At 73.4% G+C, this 21,238-nt stretch carries 20 protein-coding genes; 10 read left to right on the top strand and 10 right to left on the bottom strand.

Translation table 11 applies throughout. The annotated features are described in order from the left end of the window. Positions 1 to 180 precede the first annotated feature (180 nt). Entirely contained in the window at positions 181 to 3,963 is a 3,783-nt protein-coding gene (locus QMF98_RS05495; RefSeq protein ID WP_337975028.1) for a multifunctional oxoglutarate decarboxylase/oxoglutarate dehydrogenase thiamine pyrophosphate-binding subunit/dihydrolipoyllysine-residue succinyltransferase subunit, read from the top strand. A 99-nt stretch (positions 3,964 to 4,062) separates the two neighbouring features. Further along, the gene (locus tag QMF98_RS05490; RefSeq protein WP_263732473.1) at positions 4,063 to 4,659 is read left to right on the top strand and encodes a GDSL-type esterase/lipase family protein; all 597 of its coding nucleotides are present in this window, start codon (positions 4,063 to 4,065) and stop codon (positions 4,657 to 4,659) included. 9 nt (positions 4,660 to 4,668) lie between these two features. Here QMF98_RS05490 and QMF98_RS05485 read toward each other — a convergent pair whose 3' ends face one another. The 3 genes from QMF98_RS05485 to QMF98_RS05475 all read right to left on the bottom strand — a co-directional run bounded on the left by QMF98_RS05485 (position 4,669) and on the right by QMF98_RS05475 (position 7,345). Beyond that, entirely contained in the window at positions 4,669 to 5,280 is a 612-nt protein-coding gene (locus QMF98_RS05485) for a PadR family transcriptional regulator (RefSeq protein WP_337975553.1), read from the bottom strand. Continuing rightward, the gene (locus QMF98_RS05480) at positions 5,280 to 6,092 is read right to left on the bottom strand and encodes a DUF4097 family beta strand repeat-containing protein (protein ID WP_337975027.1); all 813 of its coding nucleotides are present in this window, start codon (positions 6,090 to 6,092) and stop codon (positions 5,280 to 5,282) included. Before QMF98_RS05480 ends, QMF98_RS05485 begins: the two co-directional genes overlap by 1 nt. 164 nt (positions 6,093 to 6,256) lie before the next feature. Further along, positions 6,257 to 7,345, bottom strand: coding sequence for a type IV pilus twitching motility protein PilT (locus QMF98_RS05475; RefSeq protein WP_337975026.1), 1,089 nt, complete (start codon positions 7,343 to 7,345; stop codon positions 6,257 to 6,259). A 165-nt stretch (positions 7,346 to 7,510) separates the two neighbouring features. Here QMF98_RS05475 and QMF98_RS17000 point away from each other — a divergent pair, with 165 nt between their 5' ends. Next, complete coding sequence (locus tag QMF98_RS17000; protein WP_378103088.1) at positions 7,511 to 7,585, top strand: 50S ribosomal protein bL37; 75 nt, start codon at positions 7,511 to 7,513, stop codon at positions 7,583 to 7,585. Positions 7,586 to 7,704: 119 nt separating this feature from the next. On the opposite strand, the gene rsrA is transcribed toward QMF98_RS17000, so the two are convergent. Together rsrA and QMF98_RS05465 are read right to left on the bottom strand one after the other, a co-directional pair. Beyond that, the gene (gene rsrA, locus QMF98_RS05470) at positions 7,705 to 8,010 is read right to left on the bottom strand and encodes a mycothiol system anti-sigma-R factor (RefSeq protein WP_337975025.1); all 306 of its coding nucleotides are present in this window, start codon (positions 8,008 to 8,010) and stop codon (positions 7,705 to 7,707) included. 2 nt (positions 8,011 to 8,012) lie between these two features. Further along, positions 8,013 to 8,771 (bottom strand): sigma-70 family RNA polymerase sigma factor, encoded by a 759-nt coding sequence (locus QMF98_RS05465; protein ID WP_490715649.1) that lies wholly within the window; start codon positions 8,769 to 8,771, stop codon positions 8,013 to 8,015. Positions 8,772 to 8,866: 95 nt separating this feature from the next. Here QMF98_RS05465 and QMF98_RS05460 point away from each other — a divergent pair, with 95 nt between their 5' ends. The 4 genes from QMF98_RS05460 to hisN all read left to right on the top strand — a co-directional run bounded on the left by QMF98_RS05460 (position 8,867) and on the right by hisN (position 12,789). Then, positions 8,867 to 9,460 (top strand): DoxX family protein, encoded by a 594-nt coding sequence (locus QMF98_RS05460; protein WP_337975023.1) that lies wholly within the window; start codon positions 8,867 to 8,869, stop codon positions 9,458 to 9,460. 54 nt (positions 9,461 to 9,514) lie between these two features. Further along, entirely contained in the window at positions 9,515 to 10,828 is a 1,314-nt protein-coding gene (gene aroA / locus QMF98_RS05455) for a 3-phosphoshikimate 1-carboxyvinyltransferase (protein WP_337975022.1), read from the top strand. Next, positions 10,828 to 11,889, top strand: coding sequence for a ribosome small subunit-dependent GTPase A (gene rsgA / locus QMF98_RS05450; RefSeq protein ID WP_337975552.1), 1,062 nt, complete (start codon positions 10,828 to 10,830; stop codon positions 11,887 to 11,889). The genes aroA and rsgA overlap by 1 nt, the downstream gene beginning before the upstream one ends. A 96-nt stretch (positions 11,890 to 11,985) precedes the next feature. Beyond that, complete coding sequence (hisN, locus tag QMF98_RS05445) at positions 11,986 to 12,789, top strand: histidinol-phosphatase (RefSeq protein WP_337975021.1); 804 nt, start codon at positions 11,986 to 11,988, stop codon at positions 12,787 to 12,789. Between the two features lie 42 nt (positions 12,790 to 12,831). Here the strand turns inward: hisN and QMF98_RS05440 are convergent, their stop codons facing one another. The 5 genes from QMF98_RS05440 to QMF98_RS05420 are packed head-to-tail and all read right to left on the bottom strand — an operon-like array spanning position 12,832 to position 17,254. Beyond that, positions 12,832 to 13,587: an HAD family hydrolase gene (locus tag QMF98_RS05440; protein ID WP_337975020.1), complete on the bottom strand. Its 756-nt coding sequence runs from the start codon at positions 13,585 to 13,587 to the stop codon at positions 12,832 to 12,834. Next, positions 13,584 to 15,080 (bottom strand): glutamate--tRNA ligase, encoded by a 1,497-nt coding sequence (gltX, locus tag QMF98_RS05435; RefSeq protein WP_337975019.1) that lies wholly within the window; start codon positions 15,078 to 15,080, stop codon positions 13,584 to 13,586. Before gltX ends, QMF98_RS05440 begins: the two co-directional genes overlap by 4 nt. A 42-nt stretch (positions 15,081 to 15,122) precedes the next feature. Further along, complete coding sequence (rnhA, locus tag QMF98_RS05430; protein ID WP_291762717.1) at positions 15,123 to 15,539, bottom strand: ribonuclease HI; 417 nt, start codon at positions 15,537 to 15,539, stop codon at positions 15,123 to 15,125. A gap of 59 nt (positions 15,540 to 15,598) precedes the next feature. Further along, a complete protein-coding gene (locus tag QMF98_RS05425; protein ID WP_337975018.1) occupies positions 15,599 to 16,381 on the bottom strand; it encodes a fumarylacetoacetate hydrolase family protein in 783 nt (260 codons plus the stop codon). 51 nt (positions 16,382 to 16,432) lie between these two features. After that, positions 16,433 to 17,254, bottom strand: a complete 822-nt coding sequence (locus QMF98_RS05420; RefSeq protein ID WP_337975017.1) for a methyltransferase domain-containing protein — start codon at positions 17,252 to 17,254, stop codon at positions 16,433 to 16,435. Positions 17,255 to 17,348: 94 nt separating this feature from the next. On the opposite strand from QMF98_RS05420, the gene QMF98_RS05415 reads away from it, so the two are divergent. From QMF98_RS05415 to QMF98_RS05405, 3 genes are read left to right on the top strand one after another with little or no spacing between them, the layout of a single operon-like run. Further along, positions 17,349 to 19,907, top strand: coding sequence for a DEAD/DEAH box helicase (locus tag QMF98_RS05415; protein ID WP_337975016.1), 2,559 nt, complete (start codon positions 17,349 to 17,351; stop codon positions 19,905 to 19,907). A 22-nt stretch (positions 19,908 to 19,929) separates the two neighbouring features. Beyond that, positions 19,930 to 20,427 (top strand): Cys-tRNA(Pro) deacylase, encoded by a 498-nt coding sequence (gene ybaK, locus QMF98_RS05410; protein ID WP_337975015.1) that lies wholly within the window; start codon positions 19,930 to 19,932, stop codon positions 20,425 to 20,427. Between the two features lie 58 nt (positions 20,428 to 20,485). After that, entirely contained in the window at positions 20,486 to 21,214 is a 729-nt protein-coding gene (locus tag QMF98_RS05405) for a YggS family pyridoxal phosphate-dependent enzyme (protein WP_337975014.1), read from the top strand. The last annotated feature ends 24 nt before the right edge of the window (positions 21,215 to 21,238 follow it).

Below are 21,238 nucleotides of genomic sequence, written 5' to 3'. Positions count from 1 at the left end.
GACCGCTTGCCCGGTCTTGACCTGCTCATTCACGTTCGGGCAGCACGTCGGTCGGAGCGGGTGAAGACGGTGTGCGGATCGGCACCTGGACCAGTGCCCGAGGCGGGACCTAAGACCCTCAGGCCGTAGTGTTGTCATCAACAGATCAGTCAACGACGCGGTCGACTGGCCGCAGCGGAAGTGGGCGAGTTTCGCGTGGCGCAGAAGGCCGAGATCGATTCGAGGCGCGCCGACTTCGGCGCCAACGAATGGCTCGTGGACGAGCTGTACGAGCAGTACCTCCGCGACCCCAGCACGGTCGACCCCGCCTGGTGGGACTTCTTCGAGGGCTACCGGCCGCTCGCCCCGGGGTCCGAGGCCGCCGGCGGCACCGAGCCGACCGCCTCCCCGTCCGAGGGCGCGCCGACGGCCCCCGCGCTCGTCCCCGCGCCGCCGGCCCCCGCCGCCGCTCCGCGCCCGTCCGGCGACGGCGTCGGCGGCCAGGCGAAGCTGCTGCCGACCGGTCCCGTCCCCATCGCCCGCGCCCTGCCCGCCACGGCGCCGTACGCAGCGGCCGCGGCCCTCGGCCACGAGCACACCGAGCAGGACCAGGCCGCCGACGAGGTGCAGAAGCTGCGCGGCCCCGCGGCCCGCGTGGTGACCAACATGGAGTCCTCGCTGGAGGTCCCCACCGCCACCAGCGTGCGCGCCGTCCCGGCCACGCTGATGGTGGACAACCGCATCGTCATCAACAACCACCTCGCCCGCGGCCGCGGCGGCAAGGTGTCGTTCACGCACCTCATCGGCTTCGCGATGGTCGAGGCCTTGACGCAGATGCCGGCGATGAACTCGTCGTACACGCAGCAGGACGGCAAGCCGGCGGTGCTGACGCCGGCCCACGTCAACCTCGGCATCGCCATCGACCTGTCCAAGCCGGACGGGACGCGGCAGCTGCTGGTGCCGTCGGTGAAGAAGGCGGACACGCTCGACTTCGCCCAGTTCTGGGCCGCCTACGAGGACGTGGTCCGCCGGGCCCGGCAGAACAAGCTCGGGGTGGACGACTTCGCCGGGACCACGGTGTCGCTGACCAACCCCGGCACGATCGGGACGGTGCACTCGGTGCCGCGCCTGATGCAGGGCCAGGGCACCATCGTCGGCGTCGGTGCGATGGACTACCCGGCCGAGTTCGCCGGCACGTCCGTCGAGCGGCTGAACCAGATGGGCATCTCCAAGGTGCTCACCCTGACCTCGACGTACGACCACCGGATCATCCAGGGCGCCCAGTCCGGCGACTTCCTGCGGATCATCGCGGAGAAGCTGACCGGTCAGGACGGCTTCTACGACCGGGTCTTCACGTCGCTGCGCGTGCCCTACGAGCCGGTGCGCTGGGTGCGGGACAACACCGCGCACCCGGACGACGAGGCGATCAAGCCGGCCCGCATCGCCGAGCTGATCCACGCCTACCGCTCGCGCGGCCACCTGATGGCGGACACCGACCCGCTCGCCTTCCGGCTGCGCAAGCACCCGGACCTCGACGTGCAGAACCACGGCCTGACGCTGTGGGACCTGGACCGCACGTTCCCCACCGGCGGGTTCACCGGCAAGTCCCGCGCCACCCTGCGGGAGATCCTCGGCCTGCTGCGCGACTCGTACTGCCGCACGGTCGGCATCGAGTACATGCACCTGCAGGACCCGCGGCAGCGTCGCTGGCTGCAGGAGCGGCTGGAGTCCGGCTACGCCCGGACTCCGCGCGAGGACCAGCTGCGCATCCTGCGGCGGCTGAACGCAGCCGAGGCCTTCGAGACCTTCTTGCAGACCAAGTACGTCGGCCAGAAGCGGTTCTCGCTCGAGGGCGGCGAGTCGCTGATCCCGCTGCTGGACGCGATCCTCTCGAAGGCGGCGGACGCGGGCCTCGACGAGGTCGGCATCGGCATGGCGCACCGCGGTCGGCTCAACGTGCTGGCCAACATCGCCGGCAAGTCCTACGGGCAGATCTTCAGCGAGTTCGAGGGCAACCAGGACCCGAAGAGCGTCCAGGGCTCCGGCGACGTGAAGTACCACCTCGGCACCGAGGGGCGGTTCACCGCCGAGTCGGGTGCGACCACGCGGGTGCACCTGGCGGCCAACCCGTCCCACCTGGAGGCCGTCGACCCGGTGCTCGAGGGCATCGTGCGGGCCAAGCAGGACCGCATCGACCTCGGCGGCGACGGCTTCTCCGTGCTGCCGATCCTGGTGCACGGCGACGCCGCGTTCGCCGGCCAGGGCGTCGTCTTCGAGACGCTGAACCTGTCGCAGCTGCGTGGCTACCGCACCGGCGGCACCATCCACGTGGTCATCAACAACCAGGTCGGCTTCACCACCGGCCCGTCGTCGTCCCGCTCGTCGCAGTACGCCACCGACGTGGTCAAGGGCCTGCAGGTGCCGGTGTTCCACGTCAACGGGGACGACCCGGAGGCCGTGGTGCGCGTCGCCGAGCTCGCGTTCGAGTACCGCGAGCAGTTCGACCGCGACGTCGTCGTCGACATGCTCTGCTACCGCCGCCGCGGTCACAACGAGGGCGACGACCCATCGATGACCCAGCCGCTGATGTACAACCTGATCGAGGCCAAGCGCTCGGTGCGCAAGCTCTACACCGAGACGCTGGTCGGGCGGGGCGACATCACGCTCGAGGAGGCGGAGCACGCGCTGCGCGACTACCAGTCGCAGCTGGAGCGGGTGTTCGCGGAGACGCGCGAGGACGGCTGGACGCCGACGAAGGCACCGGAGACGGTCGCCGGGCTGGAGCGTCCGGAGGCGCAGCACGAGGACGCCGGTGTGATGGTCGGCTGGCGCACCGCTGTGCCGGCGGAGGTGCTGGAGCGCATCGGCGCCGCGCACGTGCAGGCCCCGGAGGGCTTCACCGTGCACCCCAAGCTGGCGACCCTGCTCACCCGTCGCGAGGCGATGAGCCGCGAGGGCGGCATCGACTGGGCGTTCGGCGAGCTGCTCGCGTTCGGCTCGCTGCTGGTCGAGGGCACGCCCGTGCGGCTCGCCGGTCAGGACAGCCGGCGCGGCACGTTCGCCCAGCGGCACGCGGTGCTGCACGACCGCGAGACCGGCGCCGAGTGGACGCCGCTGAGCTACCTGTCGGCCAACCAGGCGAAGTTCTGGACCTACGACTCGTCGCTGTCCGAGTACGCCGCGCTCGGGTTCGAGTACGGCTACTCCGTCGAGCGTCCCGACGCCCTCGTGGTGTGGGAGGCCCAGTTCGGCGACTTCGTCAACGGAGCGCAGACGATCCTCGACGAGTTCGTCAGCTCGGCCGGCCAGAAGTGGGCGCAGCAGTCCTCCGTGACCCTGCTGCTGCCGCACGGCTACGAGGGCCAGGGGCCGGACCACTCGTCGGCGCGGATCGAGCGGTTCCTGCAGCTGGCCGCCGAGGACAACATGACCATCGCGCAGCCGTCGACCCCGGCGTCGCACTTCCACCTGCTGCGCCGGCAGGCCTACGACCGGCCGCGCCGGCCGCTCGTCGTCTTCACCCCGAAGTCGATGCTGCGCCTGAAGTCGGCGACCTCCGACGTCGCGGACTTCACGTCCGGCACCTTCCGCCCGGTGATCGGCGACGAGCTCGCCGCGGCACAGGCCGACCAGGTGACGCGCGTGCTGCTGTGCAGCGGCAAGGTCTACTGGGACCTGCTGGCGCACCGGGTTTCCTCGGGTGACCGGCACACGGCGATCGTGCGCCTCGAGCAGCTGTACCCCTTCGACGCCGAGGCGGCGCGTGAGGCGCTGGCGCCGTACGGGGACGCGGAGCTGGTCTGGGTGCAGGACGAGCCGCAGAACCAGGGCGCGTGGTCCTACCTGTCCCTGCACGTGCCTCCGGTGCTGGGACGTCAGCTCCGTGTCGTGTCGCGTGCCGAGTCGGCCGCCACGGCGACGGGCTCCGCCAAGAAGCACGCGGTGCAGCAGACCGAGCTGATCGCCGAGGCGTTCGCCCGCTGACGCGCGACCCGGCCGCCGCCTCCCCGGGCTGGCGGCCGGGCGCTGCCAGACTTGCCCCCGTGCGGCGCGCCGGTCGGCGCACGGAAGGCGGTGAGGGGCGTGGCTGACCTGCCGGTCAGGCTGGTGGTGGTCGGGGACGAGCTCGCGGCAGGCGCAGGTGACCCACGGGCGCTCGGGTGGGTGGGACGCGTCGCGGCCCGCACCAGCACGCCCGGACCGCTGGCCGTGCTGACCCTCGCGGTGCCGGGCGAGAACACCACCCAGCTCGGCGCCCGGTGGGACCTCGAGGCGTCCCGTCGCTGGGTCCCCGAGGCCGACAACCGGCTGGTGGTCGCGCTGGGACGGGCGGATGCGGACGCCGGCCTCTCGTTGGCACGCAGCCGGCTGAACCTGGCCAACATCCTCGACGTCGCCGAGCAGCGCCGCGTCCCCGCCTTCGTCGTCGGGCCGCCGCCCGGCTCACCCGACCAGGCGCAGCACCTCGCCGAGCTGTCCGCGGCCTACGCCGACGTGGCGGGGCGGCGGCGCGTGCCGTACGTCGACACGTACACCCCGCTGGTCGCCCACGACCAGTGGCTGGCGGACCTCGCCGCGGGCGACGGGCAGCTGCCCGGCCAGGCCGGGTACGGGCTGATCGCGTGGCTGGTGCTGCACACCGGCTGGCACACCTGGCTCGGCCTACCGGACGACGCCTGACCGCTGCCGCTAGCGCGGCAGCGTGCCCCGCACCGCCCGCAGCGCCTGGTCGAGCACCGTCCGGACGGTGTCCACGGTCAGCGGGGCCACCCCCGGTCCCGCGTCCGCTCGCCGCAGGTCCGCACGCAGCTCGTCGGCGAACCGCCGCACCAGGGCGTCGGCCTCCATCCGGTTGACGTGCGACGCCGTCCGCGCCTCGTCGGCGGGCGCCGCCGGCGCCGGCACCGCGTGGGCACGGGCCTGCTGGGCGGCCGATGCGAGGTCCGCGCGCAGCCCCCGCATCGCGTCCCGCACGTCGTCCCGCAGCTGCAGGGCCCGATCGCGGACCGTCTCGGCGATGCCGGCCTCGAGGTCCGCGAGGTCGTCCCGACGGTCCTCGAGCTCGGCGCGGCCCGCCGGCGTCAGCGCGTAGGTCGTCTTGCGACCCTCGTCCGTCCGCACGACGAGCCCCTCCTCCTCGAGCCGGGCGAGCCGGGGGTACACCGTGCCCGCGCTGGGTCGGTACGTGCCGCCGAACCGGTCCGAGAGCGCCGTGATCAGCTCGTAGCCGTGCCGGGGACCGTCCTCCAGCAGCGCGAGCAGGTACAGGCGCAGCTGACCGTGGGCGAACACCGAGGCCATCATGCGGTGGCCGCGACGCCGCGCAGCACGGTGACGTGCCCGGACACCGTGTTGGCCGTCAGGTAGCAGCTGCCGTCGCCGGAGCTGAGGTCCACCGACTTCTGGCCCGGCGACGTGCCCTTGTACTCCTGCCCGTCCACCACCAGCCGTCCCGAGACGGTGTGCGCCGTCGCCCGCAGCCCCTTGTCGAGCGGCAGCCGGACGGTGACGTCGCCCGAGACCGAGCTGACGGTGAACGACGACGCCTCCGCGGTGGTGTCGAGCGTCAGGGCGCCGGACACCGTCGTGCCCTGCACGACGACGAGCTGGCCGGACGCCGCCACGTCGCCGGACACGCTGGTGATCCGCAGGTCGCCGCGGTGGTCGCGCACGGCGATCTCGCCGGACACCGTGTTGGCGCTCAGCCGTCCACGGGTGCCGTCCACGACGACCGACCCGGACACCGTCGAGACCGCGCAGTCCTGCTGCACGCCGGCGAGCAGGCCGTCGGCGCTGACCGTGCCCAGGCGCACCGCGATCTCTCGCGGCACCGCCACGTGCACGTCGGCCCGGTCCCGGCCGCGGAAGTTGCGCACCGTCTCCAGGAACCCCTCCCAGCCGCCGAGCGTGAACGCGTACCCGACGCGCAGCTCGCCGTCGGACAGCGTCACCTCGAGCGGACGGCCGTCGACGGAGTGCACCTCGAGCCGCACGCCCGGCTCGTCGTGCGCGACGACGTCGACCCGTCCCGCCACCAGCCCGACCCGGACGGCGGTGACCTGCTCCAGCTCGATCACGCGCGGCCCGTCGACCACCCAGGACTCCGTGGGCATGACCCCTCCTCAGTTTCGCGATATATCTCGTCAAGGCTCACGATATATCGCGTCTTGCGGCGGGACAAGGGCCGCGTGAGGTGCCGACGACGCGAGAGCCCGCACCGGGCCGTGCTGCGGCCGAGGGTGCGGGCTCCGCGGGTGCTGCGAGGGTCGGGAGCGCGTCAGACGACGACGCCGGCGGCCTTGAGCTCCACCGTGAGGTCGTGCGGGTTCGACGAGGCCGCGAGCGCCTCCTCGTAGGTGATGACGTCGTCACGGACGAGGCTGAACAGGTGCCGGTCGAAGGTCTGCATCTTGTAGAACTCGCCGTCGCGGATCAGGTCGATCAGTGGCGGGTTGTCGAGGGGCTCGACGATCGCCTCGGCCGTGCGGCCGGTGTTGACCATCACCTCGACCGCGGGACGCCGGCCGGTGCCGTCTGCCTTGCGGACGAGCCGCTGCGAGACGATCCCGCGCAGGGACTGGGACAGGGCGATGCGGATCTGCTTCTGCTCGTGCGGAGGGAAGAAGTCGACGATGCGGTTGATCGTCTCGGGCGCGTCGATCGTGTGCAGCGTCGACATCACCAGGTGGCCGGTCTCCGCGGCGGACAGCGCGGCGCGGACCGTCTCCTGGTCGCGCATCTCGCCCACCAGGATCACGTCGGGGTCCTGCCGCATCGCGGCGCGCAGCGCCACCGCGAAGTCGGCCGTGTCCTGACGCACCTCACGCTGGGAGACGATCGCCTTCTTGTCCGAGTGCAGGATCTCGATCGGGTCCTCGATGGTGATGATGTTCACCTCGCGGTACGAGTTCACCAGGTCGACCATCGACGCGAGCGTCGTCGTCTTGCCGGACCCCGTCGGGCCGGTCACCAGCACGAGGCCGCGGGGCTCGAGCGCGAGCTCCCCCACCACCTCGGGCAGCCCCAGCTCGCTCAGCGACTGGGCCCCCACTGCGACCCGCCGGAAGACGAGCCCGTACGCACCGCGGGCCTGGTAGGCGTTGACGCGGAACCGCCCCACCCCGGGCAGCGAGTAGGCGAAGTCGGCCTCGCGGGAGCGCCGGAACACCTCGACGAGGTCGTCCGGCAGCACCTCCTCGAGCATCCGCTCGGTGTCCGCGGGGGTGAGCTCGGGCGCCTGCAGCTTGCGCAGCCGGCCGTCCACGCGGACGCGCGGCGCCGAGCCGACCTTGCAGTGCAGGTCGGAGCCGCCCGTGCTGGCCAGCGCGTGCAGGAACGGGATGACGGACTGGATCTGCGCGCTCACCCTGCGGTCATCGGCTGGCGGGCTCGCCGACTTGAGCCTCCGCCGCCGGCGCAGGCACCCGACCCTCGCCGCGAACGAGCCTCCTCGTCCGGTGTGGGACCATGGACGACGACGTCGCGCACCGCCGTGCGCCGCAGCCGTACCCCCAGCCGAGGAGAGAACCCGATGAGCAAGCGTGGTCGCAAGCGCAAGTCCCGCGCCGGCAGCGCCGCCAACCACGGCAAGCGCCCCAACGCCTGAGCCGTGATGCACGCGAGGCCCCGACCGTCCGGTCGGGGCCTTCGTCGTCCCTGCTCACGCTGACCGGTCGCCGACGGTCCGCCCCGGGCGCAGCGGCGCGGGAGCTCGCGGCCGACGCGTCAGGCCTGCGGCTCGGCCCCGCCGCGCAGCAGCGTCTGGTGGATCCGGACGCGCAACGTCTCCGGCGCCGACTCCTGGCAGCCGCGGCGCACGACCGTCTTGAGCACCACGTCGATCCCGTACTCCTCGAGGCACGGCGTGCACTCGGCGAGGTGCTCGCGCAGCTCGTCGGCCTCGCTGACGTCGAGCTCGTGGTCGACGTACGACCAGAGGCGCTCGACGGCCGCCGCGCAGGGGTCGTCCTCGGCGTGCGTGTGCTGACCGAGCTCGGGCCGGGCGTCGTCGTCCGGCTGCAGGTGCGTCATCGTCATGCCTCCGGTGCGGCGGGGCCGCTCGGCACCAGCCCGCGGTCGCGGGCGTAGTCGTGCAGCAGCTCGCGCAGCTGTGCCCGGCCGCGGTGCAGCCGGGACATCACTGTTCCGATGGGAGTGCCCATGATCTCGGCGATCTCCTTGTACGCGAAGCCCTCGACGTCCGCGTAGTACACGGCCATCCGGAAGTCCTCGGGCAGGCGCTGGAGGGCGTCCTTCACGTCCGAGTCCGGCAGGTGGTCGAGCGCCTCGGCCTCGGCCGAGCGCAGCCCGGTCGACGTGTGCGACTCGGCGCGGGCCAGCTGCCAGTCCTCGACCTCCTCGGCGTGGGACTGCTGCGGCTCCCGCTGCTTCTTGCGGTAGGAGTTGATGTAGGTGTTGGTGAGGATGCGGTACAGCCACGCCTTGAGGTTGGTCCCGGGGCGGTACTGGTGGAAGGCCGCGAACGCCTTGGCGAACGTCTCCTGCACCAGGTCCTCGGCATCCGCCGGGTTGCGCGTCATCCGCAGGGCAGCGCCGTACAGCTGGTCCAGGTAGACCAGGGCCTCGGCCTCGAACCGCTCGGCGCGCGCGGAGTCGCCCTCGCCCTGGGGGGCCCGCGTGGTGTCGTCGCTCATCGGCGCCGAGCCTAGCCGTCGCACCCGGACGTCCGCCGAGTACGGGGCCCACACGGCCGTCGTCGCGACCGGTGGGATGCCGAGCACCTCGTCCGTGGAGCGGTCTGCCGCACGGGGGCGGTCGAGCACACAGGTCATGGTGGCTGCAACACCGGCGCCCGGCGGGGTCATTCCCCCGGCGCTAGCGTGGGCGTACGCACCGGCGTCGGTGCGCGGTCCCGAGGAGGTCTGCCGTGCTGCTGCGCCGCGTCGCCCGTCCGATGTTCGCCTCGTGGTTCCTGGTCGAGGGGCTGGACGCCGTGCGGCATCCCTCCGCCCACGCGACCGCGGCGCGGGACGGCGTGACGGCCCTGCGGGCACGCCTGGCGCGGTACGCGCACCTCAGCGGCGCCGAGCGCGTGCTCGACGACCGGTACGGCGTCGACGTGCAGGCCGTGCTCGACCACGCGCTCGGCCGTGAGCTGAGCGACCGGCAGCTGACCACCGCCGTGCGGCTGCACGGGGCCGCGATGCTGGTCGCCGGCGGGATGCTGGCGACCGGACGTGCCCCGCGGACCTCCGCGCTGGCGCTGGCCGCGCTCGCGGCACCGGTCGCCCTGGTCAACGCCCCGGCGGGCCGCGGCGTGACGGTCGCGACCCTCGACCAGCCGAGCGCGCGTGCCGTGCGGCGACGCCGGTTCTGGTCGGCGGTGTCCGCCACCGGCGGTGCGCTGCTGGCGGCGGCGGACCACGAGGGCCGCCCAGGGCTGGCGTGGCGCTGGCAGAACGCCTGGGACACCCGCGCAGCCGTCAAGGACGCGGTGCGTGAGGCGACGGCGGACGACTGACGGGTGGCGCGGACCGGCCGCGGACGGAAACGACCTCGCCGGTACCCTGCAGCCATGACCGACGCCCCCCGGCCAGCGCCTCGGCCAGCACCCTGGCCAGCACCCTCCGCCGTCGGTCCGCTCGACGCGGTCGTCGAGGTCCCCGGCTCGAAGTCCTTGTCGAACCGGTACCTGGTCCTCGCGGCGCTCGCCTCCGGGCCCAGCCGCCTGCACGGTGTGCTGCAGTCCCGCGACACCCGCCTGATGGCGGCGGCGCTCGGTGCCCTGGGCAGCCGCGTGGTCGAGGAGGACGGCGACTGGCTGGTGGACCCCGGGCCCGTCCTGGGGGGTGTGACGGTGGAGTGCGGGCTGGCCGGCACCGTGATGCGGTTCCTGCCGCCCGTTGCCGCGCTGGCCGACGGAACCGTGCACTTCGACGGGGACGCGCAGGCGCGGGTGCGGCCGATGGGGCCCGTGCTGGACGCCCTGCGGGCGCTCGGCGTGCACGTCGAGCAGCAGGGTGAGCCCGGGAGGCTTCCGTTCACGGTGCGGGGGCACGGTGCGGTGGACGGCGGTCAGGTCGACGTCGACGCCAGCGGCTCCAGCCAGTTCGTCTCCGGGCTGCTGCTCGCCGGCGCACGCTACCGGGACGGCCTGACGGTGCGACACACCGGACCGACGCTGCCGTCCCTGCCGCACATCCAGATGACGGTCGAGGTGCTGCGCGCCGCGGGCGTGCGGGTCGACGACTCCCGCCCGGCGATCTGGCAGGTGCTGCCAGGCGCGATCGCGGGTCGGGACGTCCGGGTGGAGCCGGACCTGTCGAACGCCGCACCGTTCCTGGCCGCCGCGCTGGTGACCGGCGGGACGGTCTCCGTGCCCGGCTGGCCTGCGACCACCACGCAGCCCGGAGCCCTGCTGCCGGACATCCTGACGAGCATGGGCGGCACCGCGACCCTCGTCGGCGACGTGCTGACCGTCGGCGGCACGGGTGCCGTGCACGGGGTCGACCTCGACCTGCGTGCGGCGTCCGAGCTCGCCACGACGGTGGCCGCGCTGGCAGTCCTCGCCGACTCCCCCACCCGGCTCCGCGGGATCGGGCACATGCGCGGTCACGAGACGGACCGTCTGGCGGCGCTGGCCGCCGAGATCACGGGCCTGGGCGGCCGGGCCGAGCAGACGTCGGACGGACTGGTCATCACCCCCCGCCCGCTGACCGGTGGGGTTTGGCACAGCTACGCGGACCACCGGATGGCGACCGCGGGCGCGCTGATCGGGCTGGCGGTCCCGGGCGTCGAGGTGGACGACGTCGCGACCACGGCCAAGACGATCCCCGACTTCGTCGGGATGTGGACCGCGATGCTGGCCGGGAACGGGGCGCCTGCCTGATGGCGGTGCGGCGGTACGACGAGTCGGACGTCCGGGTGCGCCCCGGCCGCGGCTCTCGGCCGCGGACCAAGCAGCGGCCCGAGCACGCCGACGCGCGGGTCGGCATGGTCACCGGCGTGGATCGCGGCCGGTACGCGGTGCTGGTGGACGCGGGCGGTCCTGACGAGCAGCCCGTGGTGGCGATGAAGGCACGCGAGCTCGGCCGCGAGCGCGTGGTGCCGGGCGACCTGGTCGACGTCGTGGGCGACACGACCGGCGACACGGGCACGCTGGCCCGCATCGTGCGCATCGTGGAACGCCGGACGGCGCTGCGCCGGACGGCCGACGACACCGACCCCGTCGAGCGGGTCATCGTCGCGAACGCGGACCAGCTGGTGATCGTCACCGCGCTCGCCGACCCCGAACCCCGCCCGCGGATGATCGACCGGTGCGTCGTGGCGGCGTACGACGCCGGCATGTCGGCGGTGCTGATGCTGACGAAGGCCGACCTGGCCGACCCAGCGCCCCTCAGCGCGATGTACACGCCCGTGGGCGTCCGGGTGCTGGTGACCGGCATGGACGGCGACCGGCTGGTGTCCGGTCTCGAGGACGTCCGCTCGGCGCTCGCGGGCAAGGTGTCGGTGCTCGTCGGCCACTCGGGCGTGGGCAAGTCCACGCTGGTGAACGCCCTGGTGCCCGGGGCGTACCGGGCGACCGGCGCGGTGAACGACACCACGGGACGCGGCCGGCACACCTCCTCCTCGGCGGTCGCGCTGCGGGTGCCCGGTGAGGGTCCGGTCACGTGGGTGGTCGACACGCCCGGGGTGCGCTCGTTCGGCCTCGCCCACGTGGAGCCCGCCCACCTGCTCGCGGCGTTCGCCGATCTGGCCGAGGTCGCCCAGGCGTGCCCGCGGGGGTGCACGCACGCCGGCGACGCCCCGGACTGCGCGCTGGACGACTGGGTGTCCGCCGCGCCGGACGACGCCGCACGTGCCGCCCGTGCCGCGCGGCTCGACTCGTTCCGCCGCCTGCTCGCAGCCCGCACGGGCACCGCCGACCCGGACGACCGCACCGAACGCTGACACGCCGCGCCGGACCGGCGCCCTGGGCCCCCCACCCGGCGCGCTAGCGTGACGGCGACGCGGCCGACCGGCGCCGCCGACCGGAGGGACTCCACGATGGGCTCGCGCCCCGGGTACGACGACGACCTGCGACTGGCCCACGTGATCGCCGACCAGGTGGACGCGCTGACCACGGAGCGGTTCCGCGCCCAGGACCTGCACGTCGAGACGAAGCCCGACCTGACGCCCGTCACGGATGCGGACCGCTCGGCGGAGGAGCTGGTCCGGTCCCAGCTGTCGCGGACGCGGCCCCGGGACGCCGTGCACGGTGAGGAGCTGGCGGACACGGGCCACGGGCCGCGGCGCTGGGTGGTGGACCCGATCGACGGCACCAAGAACTTCGTGCGGGGTGTCCCGGTGTGGGCGACGCTGCTCGCGCTGATGGAGGGCGACGACGTGGTGGTGGGCGTGGTCAGCGCCCCCGCACTGAACCGGCGCTGGTGGGCAGCCACCGGCTCGGGCGCCTGGACGGGACGGTCGCTGGCCGCTGCGCGGCAGATCCACGTGTCGGCCGTCGACCGGCTCGCCGACGCCTCGCTCTCCTACTCCAGCCTCTCGGGCTGGGAGGAGCGCGGCCGGCTCCCGGAGTTCCTCGACCTCACCCGGAAGGTGTGGCGCACCCGCGCCTACGGCGACTTCTGGTCGCACGTGCTCGTCGCGGAGGGCGCCGTGGACGTCTCGGCGGAACCGGAGCTGGCGCTGCACGACATGGCGGCCCTGGTGCCGATCGTCACCGAGGCGGGCGGCCGGTTCACCTCCGTGCGCGGCGTGCCCGGTCCGCTCGGCGGCTCCGCGCTGGTGACCAACGGACGCCTGCACGACGAGGTGCTCGAGCTGCTGGACCCGCTGCCGGGTCGCTGACCGGCGGTTGCCGCGCCGCTCCCCCGCCGCTGACCGGTCCGCTCAGACGCCGAGCGCCTCGGGCAGCTCGGCGAGGCTGTGGATCACCAGCACGTCCGCGTCGGCGATCTGCTGCTCGGACACCGGGACGCGCCGGCCACCCGGGCGGTCCACCCAGACGCCGAGCAGGCCCGCCTCGGCAGCCGCCACCGCGTCGACGTCGAGCTCGTCGCCCACGTAGGCGGTGCGCGCGGGCTCGGTGCCGAGCAGCCGGCAGGCCTCGAGGAACACCGACGGGTCGGGCTTCCCGATGCCGAGCGTGTCGATCCCCACCAGCATCGGGACCCGGTCGAGGAAGCCGGTCCGCGCCAGCTTGTCGGTCTGGTAGGCGACGTGCGCGTTCGACAGGGCGCCGACCTGCAGTCCCGCCGCCAGCAGCTGGTCGATCACCGCGGACGCCTCCGGGTGGGCGGCCCAGGCCGCGGTGAAGCCACCCTCGAACACCTGGTCCCAGGCCTCGAAGGCGGCGTCGTCCAGCTCACGGCCGCCGAACAGCGCGTGCAGCTCGTTCGCCCGCGCCATGCGCTGCTCGCGGTGGCCGGTCTCCCCACGGGTGTACGCCCGGTAGTGGCCGCTCGCGTCGGCCCGCCAGGTCGCCAGCACCTCCGGCAGCCGCTCGGGCGGCAGGTCCGGCAGGTAGCGGTGGGCGATCACCTCGAACGCGGCGCGGAACGCGCCGCGGGTGTCCACAAGGGTGTCGTCGATGTCGAACAGCACGCCGTCCAGCCGTGCGCCCGCGCGCGGCGCGGCAGCCGTCACAGCGCCGCCCGCAGCGCCGCCAGACGCGCCAGGGTGGCGTCGCGGCCGAGGATCTCCATCGACTCGAACAGCGGCGGCGACACCCGCCGACCGGTCAGCGCGACACGCAGCGGTGTGTAGGCCAGCCGGGGCTTGAGGCCGAGGCCGTCGATCAGCGCCGCCTGCAGCGCGTCCTGCGTGGCCGCCGTCGTGAACCCGTCGGTCGCCAGCTGCTGCAGTGCGTCGGTCGCCGCGTCCAGGATCGTCGCCGCGTCGTCCTTGAGCCCGCCGCGAGCGTCGTCCTCCACCACCACCGCGTCGTCCGCGACGAAGAGGAAGCCGAGCATGCCGACGGCCTCGCCGAGCAGCGTCATGCGCGTCTGCACCAGCGGCGCCGCCTGCGTCAGCACGCTCTGGGCTGCCGCGGGCAGCTCGCCGAACGTGGCCGCGGGCACCAGCCCCGCGGCGTGCAGGTACGGCACCAGCCGGTCGCGGAAGTCCTCGGGCTCCAGCAGGCGCACGTGCGCGGCGTTGATCGCCTCGGCCTTCTTCAGGTCGAACCGGGCGGGGTTCGGGTTGACGTTCGCGACGTCGAAGGCCTCGACCATCTCCTGCACGCTGAACACGTCGTGGTCCGGCGAGATGGACCAGCCGAGCAGCGCCAGGTAGTTGAGGAGGCCCTCGGGGGTGAACCCGCGCTCGCGGTGCAGGAAGAGGTTCGACTCGGGGTCACGCTTCGACAGCTTGCGGTTGCCCTCGCCCATCACGTACGGCAGGTGGCCGAACTGCGGCATGACGGTGGCGATGCCGAGGTCGAGCAGCGCCCGGTACAGCACCACCTGGCGCGGGGTGGACGAGAGCAGGTCCTCCCCGCGCAGCACGTGCGTGATCCCCATCAGCGCGTCGTCCACCGGGTTGACCAGCGGGTACAGCGGGAAGCCGTTCGCCCGGACGATCACGTAGTCCGGCACCGAGCCGGCCCGGAACGTCACCTCGCCGCGGATCAGGTCGTCGAACGTCACGTCCTCGTCCGGCATCCGCAGGCGCAGCACCGGCTCGCGACCCTCGGCGCGGTACGCGGCCTTCTGCTCCTCCGACAGGTCCCGGTCGAACCCGTCGTACCCGAGCTTGGGGTCGCGCCCCGCCGCCCGGTGCCGCGCCTCGATCTCCTCCGGCGTCGAGAACGACTCGTAGGCGTAGCCGCCCTCGAGGAGCCGCCGGGCGACGTCCGCGTAGACGTCCATCCGCTGCGACTGCCGGTAGGGCTCGTAGGGGCCACCGACCTCGACGCCCTCGTCCCAGTCCAGGCCCAGCCAGCGCAGCGCCTCGAGCAGCTGCTGGTAGCTCTCCTCCGAGTCGCGCGCCGGGTCCGTGTCCTCGATGCGGAAGACGAACGTGCCGCCGACGTGCCGCGCGTACGCCCAGTTGAACAGCGCCGTGCGGATCAGGCCCACGTGCGGGGTTCCAGTCGGCGACGGGCAGAAACGGACGCGGATCGGGCTCGTGGGGGTCACCGGACAACCCTATCGAGGCGCTCGCGCACGCCCGGACGCCGGTCAGGCCGCCGGGACGCCCTTGTTCGCCAGCTGGTCGGCCCGCTCGTTGCCCGGGTCTCCGCGGTGGCCGTGCACCCATGTCCAGCTGACCTGGTGCCGAGCGAGCTCGGCGTCCAGCTCCTGCCACAGGTCCTGGTTCTTCACCGGCTGCTTGGCACCGGTCTTCCAGCCGTTGCGCTTCCAGCCGGCGATCCACCTGGTCACGCCGTTCATCACGTACTGCGAGTCCACGTGCAGGGTCACCGTGCAGGGACGGGTCAGCACCCGCAGCCCCTCGATCACCGCGGTGAGCTCCATGCGGTTGTTGGTGGTGAGCACCTCACCGCCGAACAGCTCGCGCTCGTGATCGCCGTAGCGCATCAGCACGCCCCAGCCACCGCGTCCGGGGTTGCCCTTGCAGGCGCCGTCGGTCCACATCTCGACGGTGGTCGGCGCGGCCGCCGCGCCGGCGGGCGGCTCGGCGACGGTTCGCTCGCTCACCGGCGCAGCACCGGGTTGCGCAGCACGCCGATCTCCTCGATCTCGACCTCGACCACGTCACGGTGGTTCAGCGGGCCGACACCCGCCGGGGTGCCGGTGAGGATCACGTCGCCCGGGAGCAGCGTGAACACCTCGGAGACGTAGCTGACCAGGTACGCCACGTCGAACACCATCTGCGACGTCCGGCCCGACTGGCGGGTCTCACCGTTGACGCGGGCGCTGATGGCCAGGTCGTCCACGTCGAGCCCGGGCACGATCCACGGCCCCAGGGGGCAGGACGAGTCGAAACCCTTGGCCCGTGCCCACTGCGAGTCGGTGCGCTGGATGTCGCGCGCCGTCACGTCGTTGGCGACCGTGAAGCCGAACACCTTCTCCAGCGCGTGCTCGGGGCTGACGTCCTTGGTGACCTTGCCGATCACCACGGCGAGCTCGGCCTCGTGCTCCACCTGCTGCGACCAGTCGGGCAGCACGATCGGGTCGTCCGGGCCGATCACCGAGGTGTTCGGCTTGAGGAACAGCAGCGGCGAGGTCGGCACCTCCACCCCGTGCTCGGCGGCGTGCTCGGCGTAGTTGCGGCCGACGCCGACGATCTTGGACCGCGGGATCACCGGTGCGAGCAGGCGCACCCCCTCGTCGGCGAGCGGGATGCGCTCACCGGTCGCCTGGACCGGGGTGAAGATCGGGTCGCCGGCGATGACGACGAGCTCCTCGTCACCGGGAGCCCCTTCGACGAGGGCGAAGCGGGGATCCCCGCCGGTGGTGAACCTGGCGATGCGCACGGGCCAACCCTAACCAGGCCGACGAGCCCGGGCCGACGGCACCTGCGCCGCTCAGGCCCGGGCGAGCACCTCGCCGTGCAGCACGGCGAACCAGCCGTCCTCCTGCTCGCCCCACTCCCGCCATGCGTCGGCCAGCAGCTCCAGCCCCACCTCGTCCGCGAGCCCGTGCTGCACCGCCTGCGCGGCGAAGTTCGACGTCACGCACCGCTCCGCCCACAGGCCGGCCCACCAGCGCCGGTCGTGCGGCGTCGCGTACGACCAGACGCCGGCACCGGGCGCGATGCCGTCGGGGTCGAACCCGGCCTCGCGCACCCAGGCGAGCAGGTGCCGCCCGGCGTCCGCCTCCGCGCCGAGCGCCGAGGTGACCTCGTGGTAGAGCGCCTGCCACTCGTCGAGCCCGGGCGACGGCGGGAACCACGTCATGCCCGCGTAGTCGGAGTCCCGCACGGCGACCAGGCCGCCCGGACGCGCCACCCGCCGCATCTCGCGGAGGGCGGCGACCGGGTCGGTGAGGTGCTGCAGCAGCTGGTGGGCGTGCACCACGTCGAACGAGCCGTCCTCGAACGGCAGCTCGTAGGCGTCGGCGCTGCGGAACTCGACGTTGGTGGTGCCGCGCTCACGCGCCGTCTCGCGGGCGATGTCCACCACGGCGGCCGAGGAGTCGACGCCGACCACCGCGCCCGGCGCCAGCCGGTCGGCGAGGTCGAGCGTGATCGTGCCCGGCCCGCACCCGACGTCGAGCAGGCTCATGCCCGGCTCGAGCGACGGCAGGAGGTAGCCCGCGGAGTTCTCGGCGGTGCGCCAACGGTGCGACCGCAGGACGCTCTCCTGGTGGCCGTGGACGTACACGTCCGGGTGCGTGGAGGTGGACACACGCCATCGTAGGCGTCGGCGACCCTCCCGTTTCAAGAGACGGAACAGTACGTACCACCATCTGGGATCCGGCCCGCCGTGGGAGACTGGACGGGTGACCGTCGCAGCACCGGGTCAGCGCCTCGTCGACCGGGTGCCCGCGGATCCCCATGACCCGGACGCCCTCTACGCGGCGTTCAGCGGCTGGGCGGCGGACCAGGGCCTGGCCCTGTACCCGCACCAGGAGGAGGCGCTGCTCGCCCTGGTCAGCGGCGAGCACGTGATCGTCTCCACGCCGACCGGGTCGGGCAAGTCGCTCATCGCCGCCGCCGCGCACTTCGTCGCGTTCGCGGCCGGCCGCCGCAGCGTCTACACCGCGCCGCTCAAGGCGCTGGTCAGCGAGAAGTTCTTCGCGCTGGTGCACATGTTCGGCTCCGCCAACGTCGGGATGATGACCGGCGACTCGGCGGTGAACCCGACGGCACCGATCCTGTGCTGCACGGCCGAGATCCTGGCCAACCTCGCGCTGCGCGACGGTCCCGACGCCGAGGTCGCCCAGGTGGTGATGGACGAGTTCCACTTCTACGCCGACCCCCAGCGCGGCTGGGCGTGGCAGGTGCCGCTGCTCGAGCTGACGAAGGCGCAGCACGTGCTGATGTCGGCGACGCTCGGCGACGTCTCGTTCTTCGCCGAGGACCTGACCCGCCGCACGGGGCGGTCGGTCGCCGTGGTGACCAGCGTCGAGCGGCCCGTCCCCCTCACGTACTCCTATGCCGTCGAGCCGCTGCACGAGCTGCTGGACGAGCTGGTGCACACCCACCGCGCCCCGGTCTACGTCGTGCACTTCACGCAGAAGGAGGCCGTCGAACGCGCTCAGGCGCTGCTGTCCACACCGTTGGCCTCCCGGGAGCAGCGCGACCGCATCGCCGACGAGCTGGGCGGCTTCCGGTTCGGACCGGGCTTCGGCCGGACGCTGTCACGTCTGTTGCGGCACGGCGTCGGCGTGCACCACGCCGGCATGCTGCCCAAGTACCGGCGCGTCGTCGAGCGCCTGACCCAGCAGGGGCTGCTGCCGGTGGTCTGCGGCACGGACACCCTCGGCGTGGGCATCAACGTGCCGATCCGCACCGTGGTGCTCACCTCGCTGGTGAAGTACGACGGCGTGCGGATGCGGCACCTGTCGGCGCGGGAGTTCCACCAGATCGCCGGACGCGCCGGCCGGGCCGGCTTCGACACCGTGGGCGAGGTCGTGGTCATGGCCCCCGAGCACGTGATCGAGAACCGCAAGGCGCTGGTGAAGGCCGGTGACGACCCGCGCAAGGTGCGCAAGATCGTCCGCAAGCAGGCGCCGCCCGGTCACGTGAACTGGACGGACAAGACGTTCGAACGGCTGCGGGACGCGCCGCCCGAGCCGCTGACCTCGTCGTTCGCCGTGACGCACGCGATGGTGCTCAACGTGCTCGGCCGCCCCGGCGACCCGGTGGCGGCGATGACCCACCTCCTGGCGGAGAACCACGAGCCGGTGGGGGCCCGTGGCCGCCACGTCCGTCGTGCCGTCGAGGTGTACCGGTCGCTGCGCGCGGCCGGCGTGCTGCAGCGCGAATGGGTGGACGACCCGACAGCACCCAAGGGTCGACGCCGCGCGGTGCGCCTGACCCACGACCTGCCGCACGGGTTCGCCCTCAACCAGGCGCTGTCGCCGTTCGCCTACGCCGCGCTCGACCTGCTCGACCGCGACGACCCCGGGTTCGCGCACGACGTCGTCTCGGTGATCGAGTCGACGCTGGACGACCCGCGCCAGGTGCTCGCCGCGCAGGAGAACAAGGCCCGCGGCGAGGCCGTCGCCGCGATGAAGGCGGACGGTCTCGAGTACGACGAGCGCATGGCCCTGCTCGAGGACGTGACGTACCAGCGGCCGCTGGCGGACCTGCTCGCGGCGGCCTTCGCCACCTATCGGCAGACCAACCCGTGGGTGGCCGACCTGTCCCCCGCACCGAAGTCCGTCGTCCGGGACCTGCACGAGCGCGCGATGACCTTCGCCGAGTACGTGTCGTTCTACAAGCTCGACCGCACCGAGGGCGTGCTGCTCCGCTACCTCGCCGACGCGTACCGTGCCCTGCGCCAGACCGTCCCGGAGGAGCGCCGCACCGAGGAGCTCGAGGAGATCGTCGAGTGGCTCGGCGACCTGGTGCGCCGCACCGACTCCAGCCTGCTGGACGAGTGGGAGCGGCTGGCGCACCCGGACGAGGCCGACGAGCCCGCACCGACGACGGCCGACGAGGCGCCCCCGCCGATCACCGGCAACCCCCGCGTGTTCCGCGCCCTGGTCCGCGGCGCGCTGTTCCGTCGCGTCGAGCTGGCCGCCCGGGACGACGTCCACGGCCTGGCCGCGCTCGGGGACGTGGACGAGGAGGGCCGCCCCTGGGACGCCGATCGCTGGGCGGACGCGCTCGAGCCCTACTGGCAGGACCACGACGAGATGCTCACCGGTGCCACGGCCCGGGGGCCGGCCCTCTTCCAGGTCACCCCGGGCGCGACCACCTGGCGCGTGCGGCAGCTGCTCGACGACCCCGGCGGCGACCACGACTGGCGCATCGACGCCGTCGTCGACCTGTCCGCGAGCGACGAGGCCGGCGAGGTACGCCTGGTGGTCGAGGCCGTCGGCGCCCTGTGATGCCGCTCTACCCTGGCTGACCGTGGCACGCGCGAAGAGCGGCGGCACCGGCACCCCGGCGCTGCTGCTGCTCACCGAGACGGGGACCCCGCACACCGTGCACACCTACGAGCACGACCCTCGCTCCGACCTGGGCTACGGCCTCGAGGCGGCCACGGTGCTCGGCCTCGACCCCGGGCAGGTGTTCAAGACCCTGATGGCCGAGGTGGACGGCACCCTCACCGTGGCCGTGGTGCCCGTCACCGGCATGCTCGACCTCAAGGCGCTGGCGCACGCGGTGGGTGGCAAGCGCGCGGCGATGGCCGACCGGGCCGACGCCGAGCGCGCCACAGGGTACGTGGCGGGCGGCATCTCCCCGCTCGGCCAGAAAGCGGCCCACCCGACGGTGCTCGACGAGACTGTGTGGCTCTACGACCAGGTGTACGTGTCCGGCGGTCGGCGCGGCCTGGACGTCGGCCTGGCGCCGGACGACCTCGTGCGGCTGACCGACGCGCACGTCGCCCCGATCGCCGCCGGCTGACCTGCGTGCGACGGACCGTCGGGACGCGGCGCGGCCGGTCTGGGTACCGTGCGTGATCGTGGACGACGACCTGCGCGCACGCCTGCTGAGGGTCCGCGAGCGGATCGCGGCGGCAGCGGAGGCCGCCGGCCGCAGCCCGGACGACGTCGTGCTGCTCCTGGCGACCAAGACCCAACCGGTCGACGCGGTCCGTGCGGCTGTCCTCGCCGACCGCGCGGCGGGCGGCGGCCCGCTGCTGCTCGGTGAGAACCGCGTCCAGGAGCTGGTCGCCAAGGCGCCCGCGCTGACCGACCTCGACGTCCCGTACCACCTGATCGGGCCCCTGCAGACCAACAAGGTGAACGCCGCGCTGCGGGTCGTGGACTCGGTGGACTCCGTGGAGTCGGTGGACCTCGCTCGGCGGCTGTCGGAGCGCTGCGCCGACCGGGGCCGACCGCTGGACGTGATGGTGCAGGTCAACGTGTCGGGCGAGCGCAGCAAGCACGGCGTCGAGCCGGCCGCGGCCGTCGACGTCGCGCTCGCGGTCGCCGCCCTGCCGGGGTTGCGGCTCACCGGCCTGCAGACCGTCGGGGCGAACTCCTCCGACCAGGCCGAGGTCCGGGCCGGGTACGCGCTGCTCGCCCGGCTGCGCGACGAGCTGGTCGCATCGCATGCTCCCGGGACGCCCGATGCGTCACAGCTCTCCATGGGCATGAGCGGCGACCTCGAGGCCGCGATCGCCGAGGGTGCGACGGTCGTCCGGGTGGGCACGGCCGTGTTCGGCGCCCGCCGTCCGCCGCAGGCCTGAACCGTGGCGGGGTGTTGACACGCC

This window comes from Cellulomonas sp. NTE-D12 (assembly GCF_027923705.1).
Classification (GTDB): domain Bacteria; phylum Actinomycetota; class Actinomycetes; order Actinomycetales; family Cellulomonadaceae; genus Cellulomonas.
The sequence above is the reverse complement of the archived record's forward strand: the minus strand, read 5'-3'. Positions and strand labels throughout refer to the sequence as shown.

Bases quoted from the DNA above. Each gene is read 5' to 3' on its own strand.
- QMF98_RS05485 (WP_337975553.1), bottom strand. From the start codon at position 5,280: ATGGCCTCGGTGTTCGCCCACGGTCAGCTGCGCCTGTACCTGCTCGCG.
- QMF98_RS05480 (WP_337975027.1), bottom strand. From the start codon at position 6,092: ATGCCCACGGAGTCCTGGGTGGTCGACGGGCCGCGCGTGATCGAGCTG.
- rsrA (WP_337975025.1), bottom strand. From the start codon at position 8,010: ATGACGCACCTGCAGCCGGACGACGACGCCCGGCCCGAGCTCGGTCAG.
- QMF98_RS05465 (WP_490715649.1), bottom strand. From the start codon at position 8,771: ATGACCTGTGTGCTCGACCGCCCCCGTGCGGCAGACCGCTCCACGGAC.
- aroA (WP_337975022.1), top strand. From the start codon at position 9,515: ATGACCGACGCCCCCCGGCCAGCGCCTCGGCCAGCACCCTGGCCAGCA.
- rsgA (WP_337975552.1), top strand. From the start codon at position 10,828: ATGGCGGTGCGGCGGTACGACGAGTCGGACGTCCGGGTGCGCCCCGGC.
- hisN (WP_337975021.1), top strand. From the start codon at position 11,986: ATGGGCTCGCGCCCCGGGTACGACGACGACCTGCGACTGGCCCACGTG.
- rnhA (WP_291762717.1), bottom strand. From the start codon at position 15,539: ATGTGGACCGACGGCGCCTGCAAGGGCAACCCCGGACGCGGTGGCTGG.